The organism is Actinomycetota bacterium (assembly GCA_035640355.1).
In the GTDB taxonomy this organism is placed as follows: domain Bacteria; phylum Actinomycetota; class UBA4738; order UBA4738; family HRBIN12; genus CALGFI01.
This window is the reverse complement of sequence record DASQWI010000016.1, coordinates 47,067-64,602: the sequence shown is the minus strand read 5'-3', so window position 1 is coordinate 64,602 and position 17,536 is coordinate 47,067. Positions and strand designations below refer to the sequence as shown.

General features: G+C 68.1%; 15 protein-coding genes, 1 tRNA gene and 1 pseudogene. 15 read left to right on the top strand and 2 right to left on the bottom strand.

The window, feature by feature from the left end:
• Positions 1–201: hypothetical protein (locus VFA08_08515; GenBank protein ID HYZ13630.1), on the top strand; the 201-nt coding region annotated here is incomplete at its 5' end.
• A 67-nt stretch (positions 202–268) separates the two neighbouring features.
• Here VFA08_08515 and VFA08_08510 read toward each other — a convergent pair.
• The gene (locus tag VFA08_08510; protein ID HYZ13629.1) at positions 269–1,099 is read right to left on the bottom strand and encodes a PfkB family carbohydrate kinase; all 831 of its coding nucleotides are present in this window, start codon (positions 1,097–1,099) and stop codon (positions 269–271) included.
• Between the two features lie 47 nt (positions 1,100–1,146).
• Here VFA08_08510 and selD point away from each other — a divergent pair, with 47 nt between their 5' ends.
• The 13 genes and pseudogenes from selD (at position 1,147) to VFA08_08445 (ending at position 16,843) form a co-directional block, all read left to right on the top strand.
• Complete coding sequence (selD, locus tag VFA08_08505; protein HYZ13628.1) at positions 1,147–2,217, top strand: selenide, water dikinase SelD; 1,071 nt, start codon at positions 1,147–1,149, stop codon at positions 2,215–2,217.
• 7 nt (positions 2,218–2,224) lie between these two features.
• Positions 2,225–2,689, top strand: a complete 465-nt coding sequence (locus VFA08_08500) for a M67 family metallopeptidase (protein HYZ13627.1) — start codon at positions 2,225–2,227, stop codon at positions 2,687–2,689.
• A pseudogene (gene moeB, locus VFA08_08495) lies at positions 2,686–3,507 on the top strand (molybdopterin-synthase adenylyltransferase MoeB). Before VFA08_08500 ends, moeB begins: the two are co-directional and overlap by 4 nt.
• A gap of 35 nt (positions 3,508–3,542) precedes the next feature.
• Entirely contained in the window at positions 3,543–3,824 is a 282-nt protein-coding gene (locus tag VFA08_08490; GenBank protein ID HYZ13626.1) for a MoaD family protein, read from the top strand.
• Between the two features lie 187 nt (positions 3,825–4,011).
• Positions 4,012–7,323: a S8 family serine peptidase gene (locus VFA08_08485; GenBank protein ID HYZ13625.1), complete on the top strand. Its 3,312-nt coding sequence runs from the start codon at positions 4,012–4,014 to the stop codon at positions 7,321–7,323.
• A gap of 53 nt (positions 7,324–7,376) precedes the next feature.
• On the top strand, positions 7,377–8,309 hold the full coding sequence (locus tag VFA08_08480; GenBank protein HYZ13624.1) for a cysteine synthase family protein: 933 nt from the start codon (positions 7,377–7,379) through the stop codon (positions 8,307–8,309).
• Positions 8,306–9,151 (top strand): glutamate racemase, encoded by an 846-nt coding sequence (gene murI, locus VFA08_08475; GenBank protein ID HYZ13623.1) that lies wholly within the window; start codon positions 8,306–8,308, stop codon positions 9,149–9,151. The genes VFA08_08480 and murI overlap by 4 nt, the downstream gene beginning before the upstream one ends.
• Positions 9,148–9,900, top strand: a complete 753-nt coding sequence (locus tag VFA08_08470) for an MBL fold metallo-hydrolase (protein HYZ13622.1) — start codon at positions 9,148–9,150, stop codon at positions 9,898–9,900. Before murI ends, VFA08_08470 begins: the two co-directional genes overlap by 4 nt.
• Entirely contained in the window at positions 9,897–10,631 is a 735-nt protein-coding gene (rph, locus tag VFA08_08465; GenBank protein ID HYZ13621.1) for a ribonuclease PH, read from the top strand. The genes VFA08_08470 and rph overlap by 4 nt, the downstream gene beginning before the upstream one ends.
• 8 nt (positions 10,632–10,639) lie before the next feature.
• Positions 10,640–11,245, top strand: coding sequence for an RdgB/HAM1 family non-canonical purine NTP pyrophosphatase (gene rdgB / locus VFA08_08460; GenBank protein HYZ13620.1), 606 nt, complete (start codon positions 10,640–10,642; stop codon positions 11,243–11,245).
• Between the two features lie 174 nt (positions 11,246–11,419).
• The gene (locus VFA08_08455) at positions 11,420–13,210 is read left to right on the top strand and encodes a S8 family peptidase (GenBank protein ID HYZ13619.1); all 1,791 of its coding nucleotides are present in this window, start codon (positions 11,420–11,422) and stop codon (positions 13,208–13,210) included.
• A 4-nt stretch (positions 13,211–13,214) separates the two neighbouring features.
• Complete coding sequence (locus tag VFA08_08450; protein ID HYZ13618.1) at positions 13,215–15,440, top strand: ATP-binding protein; 2,226 nt, start codon at positions 13,215–13,217, stop codon at positions 15,438–15,440.
• Between the two features lie 392 nt (positions 15,441–15,832).
• A complete protein-coding gene (locus VFA08_08445) occupies positions 15,833–16,843 on the top strand; it encodes a DUF222 domain-containing protein (GenBank protein ID HYZ13617.1) in 1,011 nt (336 codons plus the stop codon).
• A 154-nt stretch (positions 16,844–16,997) separates the two neighbouring features.
• On the opposite strand, the gene VFA08_08440 is transcribed toward VFA08_08445, so the two are convergent.
• Positions 16,998–17,080: transfer RNA gene (locus VFA08_08440), tRNA-Leu, on the bottom strand.
• 72 nt (positions 17,081–17,152) lie between these two features.
• Between VFA08_08440 and VFA08_08435 the strand changes: the two genes are divergently transcribed.
• Positions 17,153–17,530 (top strand): cupin domain-containing protein, encoded by a 378-nt coding sequence (locus VFA08_08435; GenBank protein HYZ13616.1) that lies wholly within the window; start codon positions 17,153–17,155, stop codon positions 17,528–17,530.
• Positions 17,531–17,536 lie beyond the last annotated feature (6 nt).

Here is a 17,536-nt window from a genome sequence, read left to right as displayed (position 1 = left end):
AAGGCGAAGATCCTCGGCCTGAACGGCGCGCGCCTGTACGAGATCGAACCGGTCCCGCCGAGATGTGACTTCACGCGACGAGAGCTCGCGGCGATCCGCGAGGAGCTCCGGGGCGACGACGGGCCGCTTGGGCCGGCGACGCTCGCGGCCGCGGCCGGCGTGCGCGAGCACCACCGACTCGAGGTGTCAACGGCGGCCTAGAGGTCCTCCGCCGCCAGGTGGCGACGACTGCCTAGAGGTCCTCCGCCTCCAGGAGGCGGCGACTGCCCTAGAGGTCCTCCGCACCGAGCTGGTTTCCGTACGGGCCCTGTCCGGCGACGCACCACGCGCCGCACTTCGCCGCGAGCGCGAGCGCCTCTTCGACCGCGAGACCGGCGCCGAGCGCGTAGGTCAGCCCGGCCGCGAAGCTGTCGCCGGCGCCGTACGTGTCCACGACCGGTCCGGGTGGCGGTACCTGGTCGTACCGGCCGTCTCGCCCGTCGGCCGTCTCGAACCGTCCCCCGTGACGGCTGTCGGTTCGAACGACGAGACCGGGAGGTGTCGAGAGCGCATCGGGATCGAACCGTTCGCCGGGATCGCGTCCGCTTCCGACGACCGCGTCGAGATACACATCCGCTTTGGCGAGCAGATCCATGACCCGGCTCGTGGCCACGAGGACGCGCGCGCGCCGGGCGTTCTGGAGGGCCGCCACGTCGCCCGCCGTGAAGTAGACGGTGTCGGTTTCCTCGATCTCGTCCCATGGCAACGGGTCGGACTTGACCGGTTCGAGACGCCGGCCCAGCGTGGTGATCGTCCGTTCCCCGTTGCGGTCGACGAACACAATGGCGCGCCGGCTCGACTCGTTCCGGACAACCACCTCGACCCGAACGTCGCGCCGTCCGAGCTCTCGCCTGGTCCAGTCCGCGCGTTCGTCGTTGCCGAGCGCGGTGAAGAAGGTGCACGATCCGCCGAGCCGCGCGAGCTGCACGGACGCGACCGCGCCGCCGCCGCCGGGCTCCTCCCATGCCCCGGTGGCGTGGACGATGTCGCCCGGCTTCGGCACGTGGTCGACGTGGCCGAACTCGATCCACTCGGTATGGCCGACGACGGCCGTACGCATCGGGGCAAAGCGTAGGACGAGTCGTTCGGCGGCCGTATCCTCCCTGCATGGCTGTTCAGGAACGGCGACAGGAACGGCGCCTCACGAGCTTCAGTCACGGCGCTGGGTGCGGGTGCAAGCTCGGTCCGGCCGATCTCGGCAACGTCCTTGGTGCCGTGAACCTGCCCGAGCTCGGCGACGACGTCCTCGTTGCGTCGGATACCGGCGACGACGCGGCGGTCGTTCGACTCCGCGACAACGAGGCACTGATCGCGACCATCGACTTCTTCACCCCGATCGTCGACGACCCCTATGACTGGGGCCGCATCGCAGCCGCGAACGCGCTCTCCGACGTGTACGCGATGGGCGGGCGACCGTTCCTCGCGCTGAACATCGTGGGGTGGCCCGTCGACGAGCTGCCGCTCGACATGCTCGCGCGGGTCCTCCAGGGCGGGATCGACGTGGCGAGCAACGCGGGAGCCGCGGTACTGGGGGGCCACACGATCACCGATCCGGAACCGAAGTACGGGATGGTCGCGCTGGGCCGCACCGACGCCGAGCGCATCGTTCGGAACTCGACCGCGCAACCCGGAGCCCACCTCCTGCTGACGAAACCGCTCGGTGTAGGCATCGCCACCACGGCGCTCAAACGGGGGGTCGCCGACCCCGAACTGCTCTCACGCGCGGTCGAGCTCATGGCGGCGACGAACGCGGACGCGGCCGACGCGATGCTCATCGCGGGAGCGGACGCCGCCACGGACGTAACCGGCTTCGGGCTCCTCGGTCACATGCTGCGGATGCTTCAGGCGTCGGGCGTGGGCGCGACGATCGATGCGAGCGCCGTCCCGTTTCTGGACGGAGTGCTCGAGCTCGCACAACGTGATGTCGTGCCGGGCGGGACGAAGCGCAATCACGCCTATGTCGCTCCGCACGTCCAGTGGGGAGCGTTGACGCTGCCCGAGCAGATGGTCCTCGCTGATGCGCAGACGTCAGGAGGTCTGCTGATCGCCACCGCGGACCACGAGTGGCTCGGCGACGAGCTCTCGGGCCGGCGCCTGCCATGGGCGGACATCGGCGTCATCGTGGACGGTCGCCCCGGCACGATCGAGGTGGAGGGCCGGCTCGCGCGAACGACCTGAGCACCCGGTGGAATACGACCCCACTGCTACAGTTGTTGCACCTGCAATGATCCAGATCGACAAGGGGTTCTTCGACGAGATGGTCGCGCACGGACTGTCGAATCTCCCGAATGAGGCGTGCGGGGTGCTGGCCGGAAAGGAGGGGCGGCCCGTGAGGTTCTTCCCCATGACGAACGCCGACGGAAGCCCCCTCACCTACCGGTTCGAGCCGAAGGAGAGCCTCCGCGTGTGGAACGAGATCGAGGACGAGGGCTCTGAGCAACTGGCGATCTTCCACACGCATACACATACCGAGGCGTATCCGTCGCCGACCGACCGGAAGCGAGCCATGTGGGCCGACAGCGACCAGCCGTCGTTCCCCGACACGTACTACCTGATCCTGTCGCTCGAGGATCGCGCCGCGCCGGTGCTGCGAGCGTTCAGGATCCTCGACGGCGGAGCGGTGTCCGAGGAGGACGTGACGATCGGATGACCTCGTTCACCGAAGACCAGGTCCGTCGCTACGCGAGGCACATCATCCTTCCGGGGATCGGCGGGGACGGTCAGCGAAAGCTCCTCGACTCGAAGGTCCTCGTGATCGGGGCGGGGGGACTCGGCTCGCCCGTCGCGATGTACCTGGCGGCGGCCGGCGTCGGGACCCTTGGGATCGTTGACTTCGACAAGGTCGACGAGTCGAACCTGCAGCGACAGATCATCCACTCGACGGCGGACGTTGGACGTCCGAAGGTCGAAAGCGCGGTCGACCGTCTGCGCGCGATCAACCCCACGATCGAGGTCGTCCCGTACGACATGATCCTCACGTCGCAGAATGCGATGGAGGTCCTCGAGCCGTGGGACGTCGTCGTCGACGGGACGGACAACTTCCCCGTTCGCTACCTCGTGAACGACGCGACGCAGTTCCTCGGTAAGCCGCTCGTGTACGGGTCGATCTACCAGTGGGACGGGCAGGCCACGGTCTTCATGCCGGGACAGGTGGCACCGTGCTACCGGTGTCTGTTTCCGCAGCCGCCTCCTCCGGGGACCGTTCCGAGCTGCGCGGAGGGAGGCGTTTTCGGCGTGTTGCCCGGGATCGTCGGTTCGATCCAGGCGACCGAGGCTGTGAAGCTGATCACGGGCAAGGGCGATCCACTGATCGGCCGGCTGCTGATCTTCGACGCACTGCAGATGGACTTCCAGACGGTGAGGGTGCGGTGGGACGCGGATTGCCCGGTCTGCGGCAAGGAGCCCTCGATCACCGAGCTCATCGACTACGAGGCGTTCTGCGGCCTCACGCCCGGGCAGGCCCCGCCCGAGGCCGAGCACGGTGTCTCCGTGGGGAGCGCGTCGTGAGCGAACCGATCCGCGTGAAGCTCCCGACGATCCTCAGGAAGCACGCGGGGGGAGAGCCCCTCGTCGACGCCGAGGGCTCGACGGTCCGCGAGTTGCTCTCTGATCTCGAGTCGCGATACCCGGGAATCACGAAGAACGTCGTCACGCCCGAAGGCGGGCTCCACCGGTTCGTGAACGTCTACGTGAACGACGAGGACGTGCGGTACCTCGGCTCGCTGGAGACGAACGTCCAGAACGGCGACACCGTCTCCATCCTCCCCGCGGTCGCGGGGGGCTGACCGCTCCCTACCCCGCGGCATCCGCCGATCGCGGGCCTCGAAGGCCGTGTAAAGGCGCCCCTCGAGCTCGTCGATAACGCTCCCGTCCCGGCATTCGGCTGGACGTGGTTCCGTCGCGCGACTCGTCGTCCCTCCGCGCCTCGGCAGGTCGCGAGACGGTCGATGCGAAACAGGGGGGGTCAGCGAGGTGCGCGTTCGCGTCGTCGTGGCGTTCGCGGCCGGTTTGCTGCTCGTCGCGGCGTCCTCGCCGGCGGCGCTGGGCGAGGTCGGTCCCCGCGACTTGCGCGGGGTCGGCTGGGGGGTCCCCACGGGTTTCGTTCCCGCTGTGGCCAGGAGGGGCGAACGCGGCGTGTACCTGGTCCAGCTCCGCACTCCCTCGCTCGCGGCGCGCATCGCGACGGCCCGCCGCGCGCTCGGGCCGACCATCGAACGCGAGACCGTAGCCAGGATCCTGAGCTCGCAGCGTTCGGCGGTCACGGCCACAGAAGCGCTCGGTGGCGAGGTCCGCTATCGCTTCGCACGTTCCGTGAACGCGTTCTCGGCCGTGCTGACGGCGGGGGACGCATCGCGGCTGGCGTCCCGGCCCGACGTCGTACGCGTTGTCCGCGCATCGCGGGTGTCTCCCGCCCTGCGATCGAGCGTTCCGTTCATCGGCGCTCGCGAGGTGTGGAGGGATCACGGCGCGCGGGGCAAGGGCGTCTCGGTCGCGATCATCGATTCGGGCATCGATTACACGCACGCGAACTTCGGGGGCTCCGGCATCCGCGCCGACTACGAGGCGAACGATCCCACTGTGGTCGAACCGGGTTCGTTCCCCACCGCGAAGGTGGTCGCCGGCTACGACCTCGTCGGTGACAGCGGCTACGACCCCTTCGACGACGACCCCACGAACGACCGTCCCTCCCCCGACCCCGACCCGCTGGACCGCAATGACACGGAGGCCGGCCAACATGGGTCTCATGTCGCGGGCATCTGCTGCGGCCGCGGTGTGAAGGGAAGCATCGGCAGGGGCGTCGCCCCGCGCGCCAAGCTGATGGCGTTCAAGGTGTTCGATGAAGGGCCGGCGACGGCCGACGTCGTCCTTGCGGCAGTCGAGCGCGCCGTCGATCCGAACGGCGACGGCGACACCCGCGATGCGGCGGACGTCATCAACCTTTCGCTCGGCGAGGACTACACGGTCAGCGAGGTCGACGCGGAGGCGTTCGCCGCCGTCGACGCGCTGGGGACCGTCGTGGTCGCGGCCGCGGGGAACGCCGGAAACCAACCGAACCTGGGCGGCGCCTACGTCGCGGGGACGCCCGGGAACGTGCCGACGGTGATCGCTGTCGCCTCCACGATCGACGAGTTCGTCGCGCGGCGCCTCACCGTCGTCGATACGCCGCGGATCCGGCTTCCCGACGGCGGGGTCATCGTGTTCCAGGACTGGTCGGTGCCCTACGACGCGCCCATCACCCAACCGATCGTCGACGCTCGCGAGTTCGACCCGCCCGCAGACGCGAGGGGCCGACCGGTCCCGGAGGACCGGATCCTGTGTGACGACGTTCCACGGGGCAATCCGTTCAGGAAGAAGATCGCGCTGATCTTCAAGGGCCCTCAGCCCGAGGGTGATTGCTTCGTCGAGGACAAGATCATCAACGCGCAGGACGCGGGCGCGATCGCCGTCGTTCTGTGGGACGGATTCGGAGGCGTGCCGAGCGTCCTCGGCACCGGCGGGAACGAGGCGCAGGTGACGATCCCGGTGGTCGATCTGTCCGGCGACGACAGCAGTGTCGTGGCGACGGCCGTCAGCCCGAACGCTCCGGCCGCGTACAACGAGGTCCGCGTGCGGACGCGGATCGGGACGCGAACGCGTGTCATCCAGGGCTACGAGGACAGCGCCAGCTCGTTCACCTCGGAAGGACCAACGCGTTACACGAGCGCGCTCAAGCCCGATATCGCGGCTCCAGGCGACTCGATCACGTCGGCACTCGCGGGAAGCGGTACGGGCAGCCTCACCATCGGGGGGAGCTCGATGGCGTCGCCGCACGTCGCCGGCGTCGCAGCGCTCCTCCGCGAGATCCATCCGAACCTCGGCGCGCAGGAGATCAAGGCATTGATGATGAACCAGGCCACCGCCCGTCTGACGAACCTCGACGGGTCGCGCGCCTCGGCGACCGTGATCGGTGCCGGTCGCGTTCGGGCGGACGAGTCCGCCGAGGCGGTGAGCATCGCGACACCCCCGAGCTTGTCCCTCGGGCTGCGCGCGATGAACGGCCGGACCGTGGTGAGGCGGTCGGTGCACGTGAAGAACATCGACAACGTCCGTCACCGCTATCGCGTCGCGGGCGCCGTTCGATACGTCGACTTCGATCCGTTGATCGCGCGGGTTGAAGTGAGGAAGAGGGGTGCATCGTTCCGCGATGCGATGGCGTTCGGTGTGGCGCCGGGCCGGGCGAAGACGTTCTTCGTGCGATTCACGCTCGACCCGTCGGTGATCGGTCCGCCCGAGCAACTGTTCGGTTGGTACTACTTCCATGGGAACGTCGACGGGCAGATCACGATCACGCAACGGGAGGGCAAGGACACCGACACCCTGCGCGTGCCGTGGCATGTCTCGCCACTTGGCGCGTCCAACGACAGGATGAGGCCGGGCACGCTGGACCTCACGCGCGGCTCGGCCGAGCTCGCTCTGTCGAGCTCAAACGCTGCTGGCGTTCCGTTCGCCGACGTCTACCTCCTCGGCGAGGTCGACCGCGAGAAGACGGGGCTCGAAGAGGACATCGTGGCCATCGCCGCTCGCTCGTTCACCGGTGGCCAGGTCAACGGCTCGGCGCAGGGCGTTCCGATGGGCAAGGACCCGTTGCTCGGAAATACCTGGCTCGAGTTTTTGACGCAGGACGACACGCCGAGCGAGCCGGTCGAGTTCGTCGTGCAAAGCGCGGGGATCCACAGCACGTCCGACACGGTGGAGACCGATGTCCTGATCGACGTGGGCGCGGACGGTTCGTTCGCCGACCCGCAACTGAAGGCCGACGCGCTCCTGGTGAAGGTGGCCGGCTTCGGCTCGGCCGGCTCGACGTGTCTGTACCTCCTACCCAGCTCCTTCGAGACGTGCGATGCGACGTACTTCGCCGATTACAGCGCGTACAACACCACGCTCACAGCCGTCGCTGTCGACGCCGGTGACCTCGGGCTGTCGAATGCGATCGGCGAGCTCTCGTACGCGATCACGCAGTGCAGCGGGTTCGCCGGAATCACCGAGGTCATCTCGTGCGAGACCGTCGGCTCCATCGACGCGAGCACCGGAACGTACGGAGCGAGACTGAACATCACCGACGCGGCGCTTCGGACCTCCCCGCTGACCTGCGGCGGATTCTTCGGCGCTGCGCCCTGTACAGCCAAGTCACCGGTCACGGTGTCCGTTGGATCGGCGCAACCCGGAGAGGACCCGAGTCTACTCGTCGCCTTCCCGAACAACCGGCCGAGCCGACAGACCCAGATCGTCGACACGACGACGTAACGAACGCGCAGACGACAGCGTCGCGCCAGCTCCCGCTGGGATAATCGCTCGGGATGCGCTTCGCTGACGTGCTCGACGCCATCGGCAACACGCCGCTCGTCGGGCTCCCCAACATGTCACCAAACCCGCGGGTCCGTCTGTGGGCCAAGCTCGAGGGACAGAACCCGACGGGCTCCACGAAGGACAGGATCGCCAAGGCCATGGTCGAGGCGGCCGAGGAAGCCGGTCAGCTCACGCGCGGACGGACGATCCTGGAGCCGACGTCGGGCAACACCGGCATCTCGCTCGCCATGGTCGCGCGGCGGAAGGGATATCGACTCACGGTGGTCATCCCGGACAACGCGAGCGAGGAGCGCATCCGGTTGCTTGAGCTGTTCGGCGCCGAGATCGTGTTCTCGCCCGGCGACAAGGGAACGAACGGGTCGATCGACGTCGCGCGCCGCCTGTCGAAGGATGAGCGTTACTTCATGCCGTTCCAGTACGGGAATCCCGCGAACCCGCGCGCGCACGAGGAGGGGACCGGCGAGGAGATCGTCAGCGATCTTCCCGAGATCACACACTTCGTCGCGGGCCTCGGTACGGGTGGAACCCTGACGGGCGTGGGACGTCGGCTGCAGCGGCACGACGCCGGCGTCAAGGTCGTCGCGGCCGAACCCGAGCTCGGTGACCTCGTCTACGGCCTTCGCTCACTCGACGACGGGTTCGTTCCACCGATCTTCGACGAGTCGGTGCTGGACCGGAAGTTCCTCGTCAACTCGTCCGACTCGCTCCGAGCGACGCGCCAGCTCACGGAGAACGAAGGAGTGTTCGCCGGGATCTCGTCCGGCGCAGTCATCCACGTCGCGCAGCGCATCGCGGCCGAGCTCGACCAGGGGGAGGTGGTGTGCCTGCTCGCCGACGGCGGGTGGAAGTACCTCTCGACCCACGCCTGGGCGCCGGAGCTCGAGCGCGCCGAGAAGGGCGTCGCGGAGTCGCTGTGGTGGTGAGCGGGTCGAGCGTCCGAGGCGAGACCGACCCTTCGCCGATCGGCGTGTTCGACTCGGGCGTCGGCGGACTCACCGTGGTTCGGGCGATCGTCGACCTGTTGCCGCGCGAGCCGATCCTGTACCTCGGCGACAACGGAAGGTTCCCGTACGGACCCCGTCCCGTCGAGGAGATTCGCGGCTTCGCGCTGGAGATCGCCGAGCACCTCGTCGCGCGCGGCGTCAAGATGCTCGTCGTCGCGTGCAACTCGATCGAGGTCGCGGCGATCGCCGATCTGGCCCACGCGCACGGCGTCCCCGTCGTTGGCGTGATCGAGCCGGGAACCCGTGCCGCCGCGCGAACGACGCGGAACCGCCGGGTCGGCCTCATCGGCACGGAGGCGACCGTTCGAAGCGGCGCGTATGAACGGGCGATGGACGGGCTCGCCCCCGACGTCGACCTGATCTCTCGGGCATGTCCGGCGTTCGTCGATCACGTCGAGCGGGGAGACACCTCGAGCGACGAGTTGCTCGGCCGCGCTCGGGAGTATCTTGAGCCGCTGCGCGAGGCCGGCGTGGACACGCTGATCCTCGGCTGCACGCACTACCCGATGCTTTCCGGGCTGATCCAGCTGGTGATGGGGGAGGACGTGGTGCTCGTCTCGTCGGCCGAGGAGACCGCGAAGGACGTCTACGCGGCGCTCGTCTCGTCCAACCTGCTCCATCGGGGCGCCGGAGCGCCGCGGCACGAGTTCCTCACGACGGGCGACCCCGAAATGTTCCGTCGCATCTCGCACCACTTTCTCGGTCCGGAGCTGGGCGGCGTGCGTTCGACGGCGATCGGCGTCGTCGAGGTCGTCACGTGAAGCTCATCGTCCTCGGGGCGAGTGGCACCTGGCCCAACCCCGGCTCCGCGACGAGCGGCTATCTCGTGCAGCACGACGGGTTCAACCTGTGGGTCGACGCCGGCACCGGAACGCTGGCGAATCTCCAGCGCCACATCGACCTGGCCGACATCCACGGCATCGTGATCAGCCACGAACATCCCGACCACTTCGTCGACCTCTATCCGTGTTTCTACGCGCGGCACTACGGTGAGATCGGCACACCCGATCTGCCCGTGTTCGTGCCGACGGACTTCACGCAGAAGCTGGCCGACGTGGTGTCGATCGATTCGCAGGTCGTGATGCGCCGCGCCTTCGCGTTCACCGAGGTCGCGCCGGGGGAGTCATTCGAGGTCGGTCCGTTCCGTGTGAAGACCGAACCCATGGCGCACCTGGGGATCCCCGCGCTCGGGTTCCGGATGAGCGCGGACGGCGCCGTTTTCGCGTACACCGGGGACACCGGCCCGACGCATCGGGTCGGGGAGATCGCGCGAGACGCGAATCTCTTCCTCACCGAGGCGACGTGGCAGGACCGCGACGACCTCCTGCCGTTCCACTTGTCGTCGAGGCAGGCCGCGATCCAGGCTCGCGAGGCGGGGGTCGGGCGTCTCGTGCTCACCCACATCTGGCCCACGCTCGACAAGGAGGTCTCGCGGGGACAGGCCGCCGAGGAGTACGGCGGGCCGATCGACCTCGCCACCGAGGGTGCGTCGTTCGAGGTCGCCGAGTGACACGCGTGGCGGCGAGCGTGCGCGCCGACGGCCGCGCACCCGGTGAGCTTCGCGTCATCGGCGTGGAGCTCGGGTTCCAGGACTGGGCGGAAGGCTCGGTACTGTTCTCGCAGGGACGGACGAAGGTGCTCGTCGCGGCCACCGTGGTCGACGAGTCGCCACGGTGGATGCGCGGAACCGGCAAGGGCTGGGTGACCGGCGAGTACGCGATGCTGCCGCGGGCGACGGAGGAGCGCACGCCGCGCGAGGTGTCGAAGGGCAGGCCCAGCGGACGGACGCAGGAGATCCAGCGCCTCATCGGGCGTTCACTCCGGGCGGTGACGGACCTTCGACGGCTGGGAGAGCGCACGATCGTCGTCGACTGCGACGTGCTCGTCGCGGACGCGGGCACTCGGTGCGCATCGATCACCGCCGGCTACATCGCTCTCGCGCTCGCGGTTCGTCGCCTCGAGCAGGAAGGCGTGGCGAAAGCCGGCGTGCTGGTCGACTCCGTCGCGGCCGTAAGCGTCGGAGTCATCGGCGGCTCGCCGGTTCTCGACCTCACCTACGAAGAGGACGCGCATGCCGAGGTCGACTGCAACGTCGTGATGACGGGCTCCGGCACGCTCGTCGAGGTCCAGGGGACCGCGGAGGGCGAACCGTTCTCGCGAGAAGAGCTGAACGCGCTCCTCGACCTCGCGGAGTCGGGGATCTCGCAGCTCACGAAGTTCCAGCGCGACATGGTCGGCTGAATTTCGGAGTGACCTTTCCCGAACGCATCGCCGTCGCATCGAAGAATGCGCACAAGCTCCGCGAGATCGCGCGGATCTGCGCGGACTGGCCGGTCTCGTGGAAGACCGTGGAGACGACGCATGAGCCGTGGCCAGACGTAGCCGAGCCGCACGAGACGTATCTGGATAACGCGCGTGCGAAGGCGCGGGAGATCGCCCGATCGTTCAGCGTGCCTGCGCTCGCCGACGATTCGGGGATCGAGGTCGACGCACTCGGGGGCGCGCCGGGCGTGCGGTCGGCCCGGTTCGCAGGTGAGAAGGCCACCGAGGAGGAGAACCTCGACAAGCTGCTCGAGGCCGTCACCGATGTTCCCGAGGCGGAGCGAACCGCCCGGTACCGGTGCGTCGCAGTCGCCTCCTGGCCGGACGGACGCGAGATGTCCGCGGAAGGCGTGTGTGAGGGGCGACTCCTCTTCGACCGCCGGGGCCGGCGTGGGTTCGGGTACGACCCGGTCTTCGTGCCGAACGGGCACGACAGGACGATGGCCGAGCTCGAGGATGACGAAAAGGACGCGATCAGCCACCGGGGACTCGCGCTCCGGGCTTTGCGAGAGCAGATCGCGACGAGCTATTGAGTCCGAGCGACTAAGCCGTTTCCCGCCCCGACGTCCCACATCGGCGTACGTCCGACGGCGCAAACCGAATCACCCCCCAAAACTGCGGTCTGCCCCGCTCGACGGATGTGCCGTACGCCTCGCACGGCGAGACTCTTGGCCGTCGGGGCCTGGGAAAAAGGGAGACGAGCGGGGATGTCGGACGCGACGGCGAGGGTCGGGCTGCCGGTCGGCCTGCCGGCTCCTCGTACCATCGCGATTCGATTCGCAGCCGCGGCCGTCGCGCTGATCCTCGCCGGAACACTCGCAGGTCCCGCCGCGGAGATCTTCGACGCTCCAACGTTTCCGGCCACCAAGGTCGATCCCGGCGTCGCCGACGCCGTCGCCCAGACTCCCCACGCGACCGTACGCGTCATCGTCAGGGAGACCGTTCCCGCTTCCGCCTCCGCGGAGGCGCTCGTTCGGAGCCTCGGCGGAAGGGTGACGACCCAGCTCCCGATCGTCCAGGGCTTCTCGGCGCGCCTTACCGCAGAAGACGTACCGGCCCTCGCCCGCTCATCCGCCGTCGAGCTCGTGTGGGGCGACGCGACGGTGGAGATGTCGTCCACCACGTCGTACAACACCGAAAGCCCGAACACCGCATGGCGTCACTCCATCCGGCTGACGCACGTCGAGGATTCATACACGGGCGCCGGCGTCACGGTGGCAGTCCTCGACACCGGCGTGAGCCAAGTCCCTGATTTCGGGGACCGCGTTCTGGCGAGGGTCGACCTCACGCCCGAGCAGGACGGTTTCGACCGGTACGGGCACGGAACTCACATGGCTGGCATCATCGGCGGCAACGGCGCGTCCTCAGCCGGCGAATGGAAGGGCGTGGCCCCGCGCGCGAACCTCGTCTCCGTCAAGGTCGCCGGCGCCGACGGGTCCACCGACGTCTCCGTCGTCATTGCCGGGCTGCAGTGGGTCCTGGCGAACAGGTCGACCTACGGCATCCGCGTGCTGAATCTCGCATTTGGAACGGACTCCCGACAGAGCTACCTCCTCGATCCGTTGAACTACGCCGTCGAACAGGTCTGGCTCGGCGGCATCCTGGTCATCACGTCGGCGGGCAACCGAGGCCCGAACGGCGGGACGATCAACAAGCCTGGTGACGACCCGTTCGTGGTCACCGTTGGCGCGGCCGACCTCAACGGAACGTCGGATCGCTTCGACGACGTCGTGGCGCCGTTCTCGAGCTGGGGCGCCACGCCGGATGGGTTCCTCAAGCCGGACCTCGTCGCGCCCGGTATCACGATCGTCGCGCCGCGTGCGGTCGGGAGTGTCGTCGACCAGACCCACCCCGAGGCCGTCGTCGACAATGCGTACATCAAGGGAACGGGGACGTCGCAAGCTGCGGCGATCGTGTCCGGTGTCGCCGCGCTGATGTTCCAGGCGGACCCATCGATGACGCCCGACATTGCCAAGGCGACGCTCCTCGGTTCCGCCACCAAGTCCTCGGCGTACCGCTCCGGCGGGGGCGCGGGCCTCGTCGACGCGGCCGGAGCCGTAATCGGCGCGCGGCAGGGCAAGTTCCGCTGGGTCCCCGAAAACGTCGGACTCGTTCCGTCCACCGGTCTTGGCTCGCTCGAAGCGAGTCGCGGTACGTTCCATGTCTACGCCGATCCGGATGGCGACGGCGTCGGGGACCTCATTCAGGGCGAGGTCGACGTGCTCGGGCAACCGTGGTCCGCGACGTCGTGGTCCGCAACGTCATGGTCCACGACCGCCTGGGCGGCGATCGTGGCGGTCACGCCAGGTTGGAACGCGACCTCTTGGAGCGCCACTTCGTGGAGCGGCACGAGTTGGAGCGCCACGTCGTGGAGCGGCACGAGTTGGAGTGGAACGAGTTGGAGCGGCACCAGTTGGAGTGGGACGAGCTGGAGCGGCACCAGTTGGAGTGGGACGAGTTGGAGCGCCTCGTCGTGGAGCGCCAACGTCTGGAGCTGACGAGGTGAGCGAGAAACCTTCCCTTCCGCTGTCGGCAAGGGTGCTGATCATCGCCACCGCCGGCTCGGCGGTCGGGATCCTCGTTGCGCAACTTCCGACGCTCGAGTCGTGGAGCCGGCAGGACTTCATCGCAGTCATCGCGTTGGCGCTGGCGATCGCGGCAGCCGAACAGTTCTCGATCCCGCTGCGTCACCGGACCGAGACGGTGAACTTCACGCTCACCGATGCCCTATGGGCCGCGGCTCTCCCGCTCGCACGGCCGAGCGTCCTGACCTACTCCGTGGCCGCCGGCGTCCTCATCGGCCACCTCGCGAGGCGTTGGGCGTGGCAGAAGGTCGCGTTCAATGTCGGACAGTTCGTCCTCGGCATCAGCGCGGGCGAGATCGTTTTCGCTTTGTTCGAGCCGGTGGGTCCGCCCTCAGAGCCGGCCACATGGCTGGCGATCGGCGTCTCGATGGCTGCGTACTTCCTTGTCAACGCCAACCTCGTGGTCCTGGTGATCGCGTTCGTTGAGCGCAAGTCGTTCGTGACGATCCTCGCTCCCCCCCTCGCCGTAAACGTCCTGCACTGGGCGGGGAACACCGCGCTGGGCATCCTGGCCGCGATGCTGTGGGTGGCGACCCCCGCCGGCCTGCCGCTCCTGGTGATCCCGATGGTCCTGTCGTACCTCGCGTACCGGCAGTGGATCCGATCGGTGCGCGAACGCAACCACATGCGCGACCTGTACGAGGCGGGTCGTGCGCTGTCGGGCCCGATCGAGACGACGGGCGATTTCCGTCCCTTCCTGCAGCTGCTCGAGCAGATGCTCGAGGCGAGGTCGGTCGAGCTCGTCGTGCTCGATGACGAGCGGATCACGGTGCACACCTCGAACGGCACGCGCTCGCTGAAGCCGGCGCCGTCGGCGAACGGCAGCGGCAACGCGCACCAACCGAAACTCGAAGCGTTCGTTCGGGTGCACATGGGGCTGTCGCCGCAGATCGCGATGATCGGCGGCCAGGACGACGCACGCGGCGTGGTCGCGATCTACCGCGACGAGCCCCTTCGCCCATCCGAGCGCGCGTTGCTAGATGCCCTCGCCACGCAGATCTCCGTCAGGCTCGAGAACCACAAGCTGTTCTTCCAGACGTTCGAGCAAGCGCAATTGGCGGAGATCGTGGCGCACACGTCCGACGGAATCTTCGTCGTTGCGCACGACCGTCGCATCGTGTCGTGGAACCCGGCCATGGAGCGCATCACCGGGTATTCGCGCGCCGAGACCGTCGGCCGGTCGTCCGAGGACGTGTTCGGTTTGCCGGCGCTGTCGGATGGGGCGCTGCGGACGTCGTTCGACCCGAACAGCACGCCGGCAGAGCAACATGACTCGCTCATCACGACCAAGGGCGGGGAGCGCCGGTGGATCCGTCACGCGGGGACGACCGTTCGCGATCGCGACGGCATGACGAGCTCGCGCGTCGTCGTCGTGCACGACGTCACGGCCGAGGTGCAGACCGAGCAGATGAAGAAGGACTTCGTCGCCATGGTCTCGCACGAGCTGCGGACACCGCTCACACCGTTGAAGGGATTCCTGGCGACGCTGCTCGACGGCACGGCCGACGACTCGCCCGAAGCACGCCGAGAGTACTACCGGATCATGATGCGGCAGACCGACCGGCTCGAGCGACTGATCATGGATCTGCTGAACGTCTCGCAGATCGAGTCGGGAACGCTCGTCATGGACATTCAGCCGCTCGACGTCACGCAGCTCGTCTCCGACCAGGTGGCCGAGTTCCGGGATCAGTTCTCTGCCCGAACGATCACGCTGCACAATGGAATGGGTCCGATTCTCATCAAGGGAGATCCGTTCCGCGTGCAGCAGGTGGTGTCGAACCTGTTGTCGAACGCGTTGAAGTACTCGCCCGCGGATCAGCCCGTCGAGGTCAGCGTGCTGGCGATCGGCGAGGAGGGCACGGTTTCGGTGCGGGACCATGGGCCGGGCGTCCTGTTGCCAGACCCGGAGCGTGTGTTCGACCGCTTCTACCGTGCTGAGAACGGCGTCGATCCGAACGCCGGCGGAACCGGCCTCGGCCTGTATATCGCTCGTCAGCTGATCGAGGCGATGGAGGGCCGCCTGTGGCTGGTCTCCCGGCCGACTGAAGGATCGACGTTCTCGTTCAGCCTTCCGCGCGCCGACATGGTGACGGTCATGCCTTCGCCTTCGGAACCCGGCGCGGCGCGGATCGCACGGCAGTAGCTCGCAGGATCGATCGGTCCGTTCGTCGCAAGGACTAGTGGAGCCTCCACCAGTCCACATTCAGTCACATTCTCCTAGTCGCATTCCGTGAAGTCGTTCGGTTCGTCTCCATGAAGTCGTTCGCAGCGATCGTTCGATTGAGTGTCAGTGGCTCGGTGTAGCGTCGCACGCATGTTCGCTCCCATCACACTCGCGCGATGAGCGAGTTGCGGTCCGCTCTCGACGGCTTGTTGGTCGTTGATGACGCCGCGCTGACCGACGATCAACTGGTCGCCGATCTTGACGAAGTCGAGCGCGCCACTCGACAACTCGAAATCATCCCGCGCGCGTCGGCTCGCCGAGCTGCAACGGCGCGAGGTGTGGAGCCGTGACGGCCATCTCTCGCTGGCATCATGGCTCGCCTCCAGACATCGCGTCGCGCCGTCGACGGCCGCTGGTCACGTTCGGATGGCCCGGGCGTTGGAGGCGATGCCGGTTGCTGCGGATGCACTGCCTCGGGCGACGTTTCATCGTCAGCGGTGTCATTGCTGGCGCACGCCCGTGACGCTTCGCCCGAAGCGTTCTCGCGCTCGGAAGCACAGCTCGTCGACGCGGCGAGAACGATGCCTGTCGAGGGACTCAAGGACACGGTGACGCGGTGGCGCCACGACCACGCCGACGAGGCCGAGGACGATCGCCAGGAGCTGTTCCTGACACCCACCCTCCCCGGCCGGGGCAGGCTCTCAGGCGACCTGAACGCCGAGACGACCCAGGTAATGATCACCGCGCTCCGAGCGGTGCAGGACGCGGAGGTTCGCTCCAACGACCGGACCGACACCCGCTCCCCCGCCCGTCGCCGGGCCGACGCCCTGGGCGAGATCTGCCGCCAGTGGCTCGACTCCTCGGGCCGGCCGACGGTGGCCGGGGAGCGTCCCCACGTCATCGTCACCATCGACGCGGGGAGCCTCGGTCGAAGGGAGAACAGTCCGGGCACCGCTCGGTCCGCCGGCGCGCGGCTTGCCGGGCGGCTCACCGACGTCGGCGCCATCTCCGCGGCGGACGCGCTGACGTGGGCGTGCGATGCCCAGGTGACGAGGGTGATCACCGACGCCGACTCGAGACCGCTCGACGTGGGACGGACCACCCGAATCACCCCGCCGTGGATCCGAAAGACGCTGATCGTCAGAGACGGCGGGTGTGCCTTCCCCGACTGCGGCAGACCACCTTCGTGGTGCGACCCGCACCACGTTGTCCACTGGACCAACGGTGGTCCAACCGCGCTGTCGAACCTCGTGCTGCTGTGTCGGCGACACCACGGGCTGATCCACCACAAGCGGTTCTCGGTGCAGATCGTGGACGACCTGCCGAGGTTCTCCCGTTCGGACGGCACGGTGCTCGAGGCCGCGGAACGCGCGCCGCCGTAGCGGTCGAGCTCCGCGTCCATCCAGCAGCCACTTATAGGTGCGCGCTCAGGCGCGGTAGTCGCCGCGCCCGTGAGTACCTCTTCGGTCTTTGCGGTCCTTTTGCGGGAGCCGTGGCTCGAGTGTTGATCGTGCGGGCGGAGGACTTGAATGATCGTGCGGGCGGAGGGACTCGAACCCCCACGCTCTCTCGAGCACCGGCACCTAAAGCCGGCGTGTCTACCGTTCCACCACGCCCGCGCACGACGATGGTACAAGTCCCGACTTGCCGCCACGTGTCATCATCCGCGCGGCGAACGAAGAGAGGGAGCGATGGGCGAAGCCGACCCGGTGGTGCACATCGACGAGACCGGTCGACGCGCCGGTGCGCCGACGTCGGGGATGCGTCGGGAGGAGGCGGTTGCCACCGACAGCACGTGGGGCGGGCTCGTGCACACGGACCCCGGCATGGTCTCTGGATGGCACCATCACGGCGACTACGAGTCCGTGATCTACGTGATGACCGGGCGGTTGCGGATGGAATCGGGACCGGGCGGAACGAACGTGAGTGAGGCCGGTCCCGGTGACTTCCTATTCGTGCCGAGTGGGTCGGTGCATCGGGAGTCCAATCCGTCCGACGTTGGGGGAACGGCCGTCGTCGTTCGTTCCGGACGTGGCGAGCCAGTAGTGAACGTGGAGGGTCCCGCGTAGCGGTGC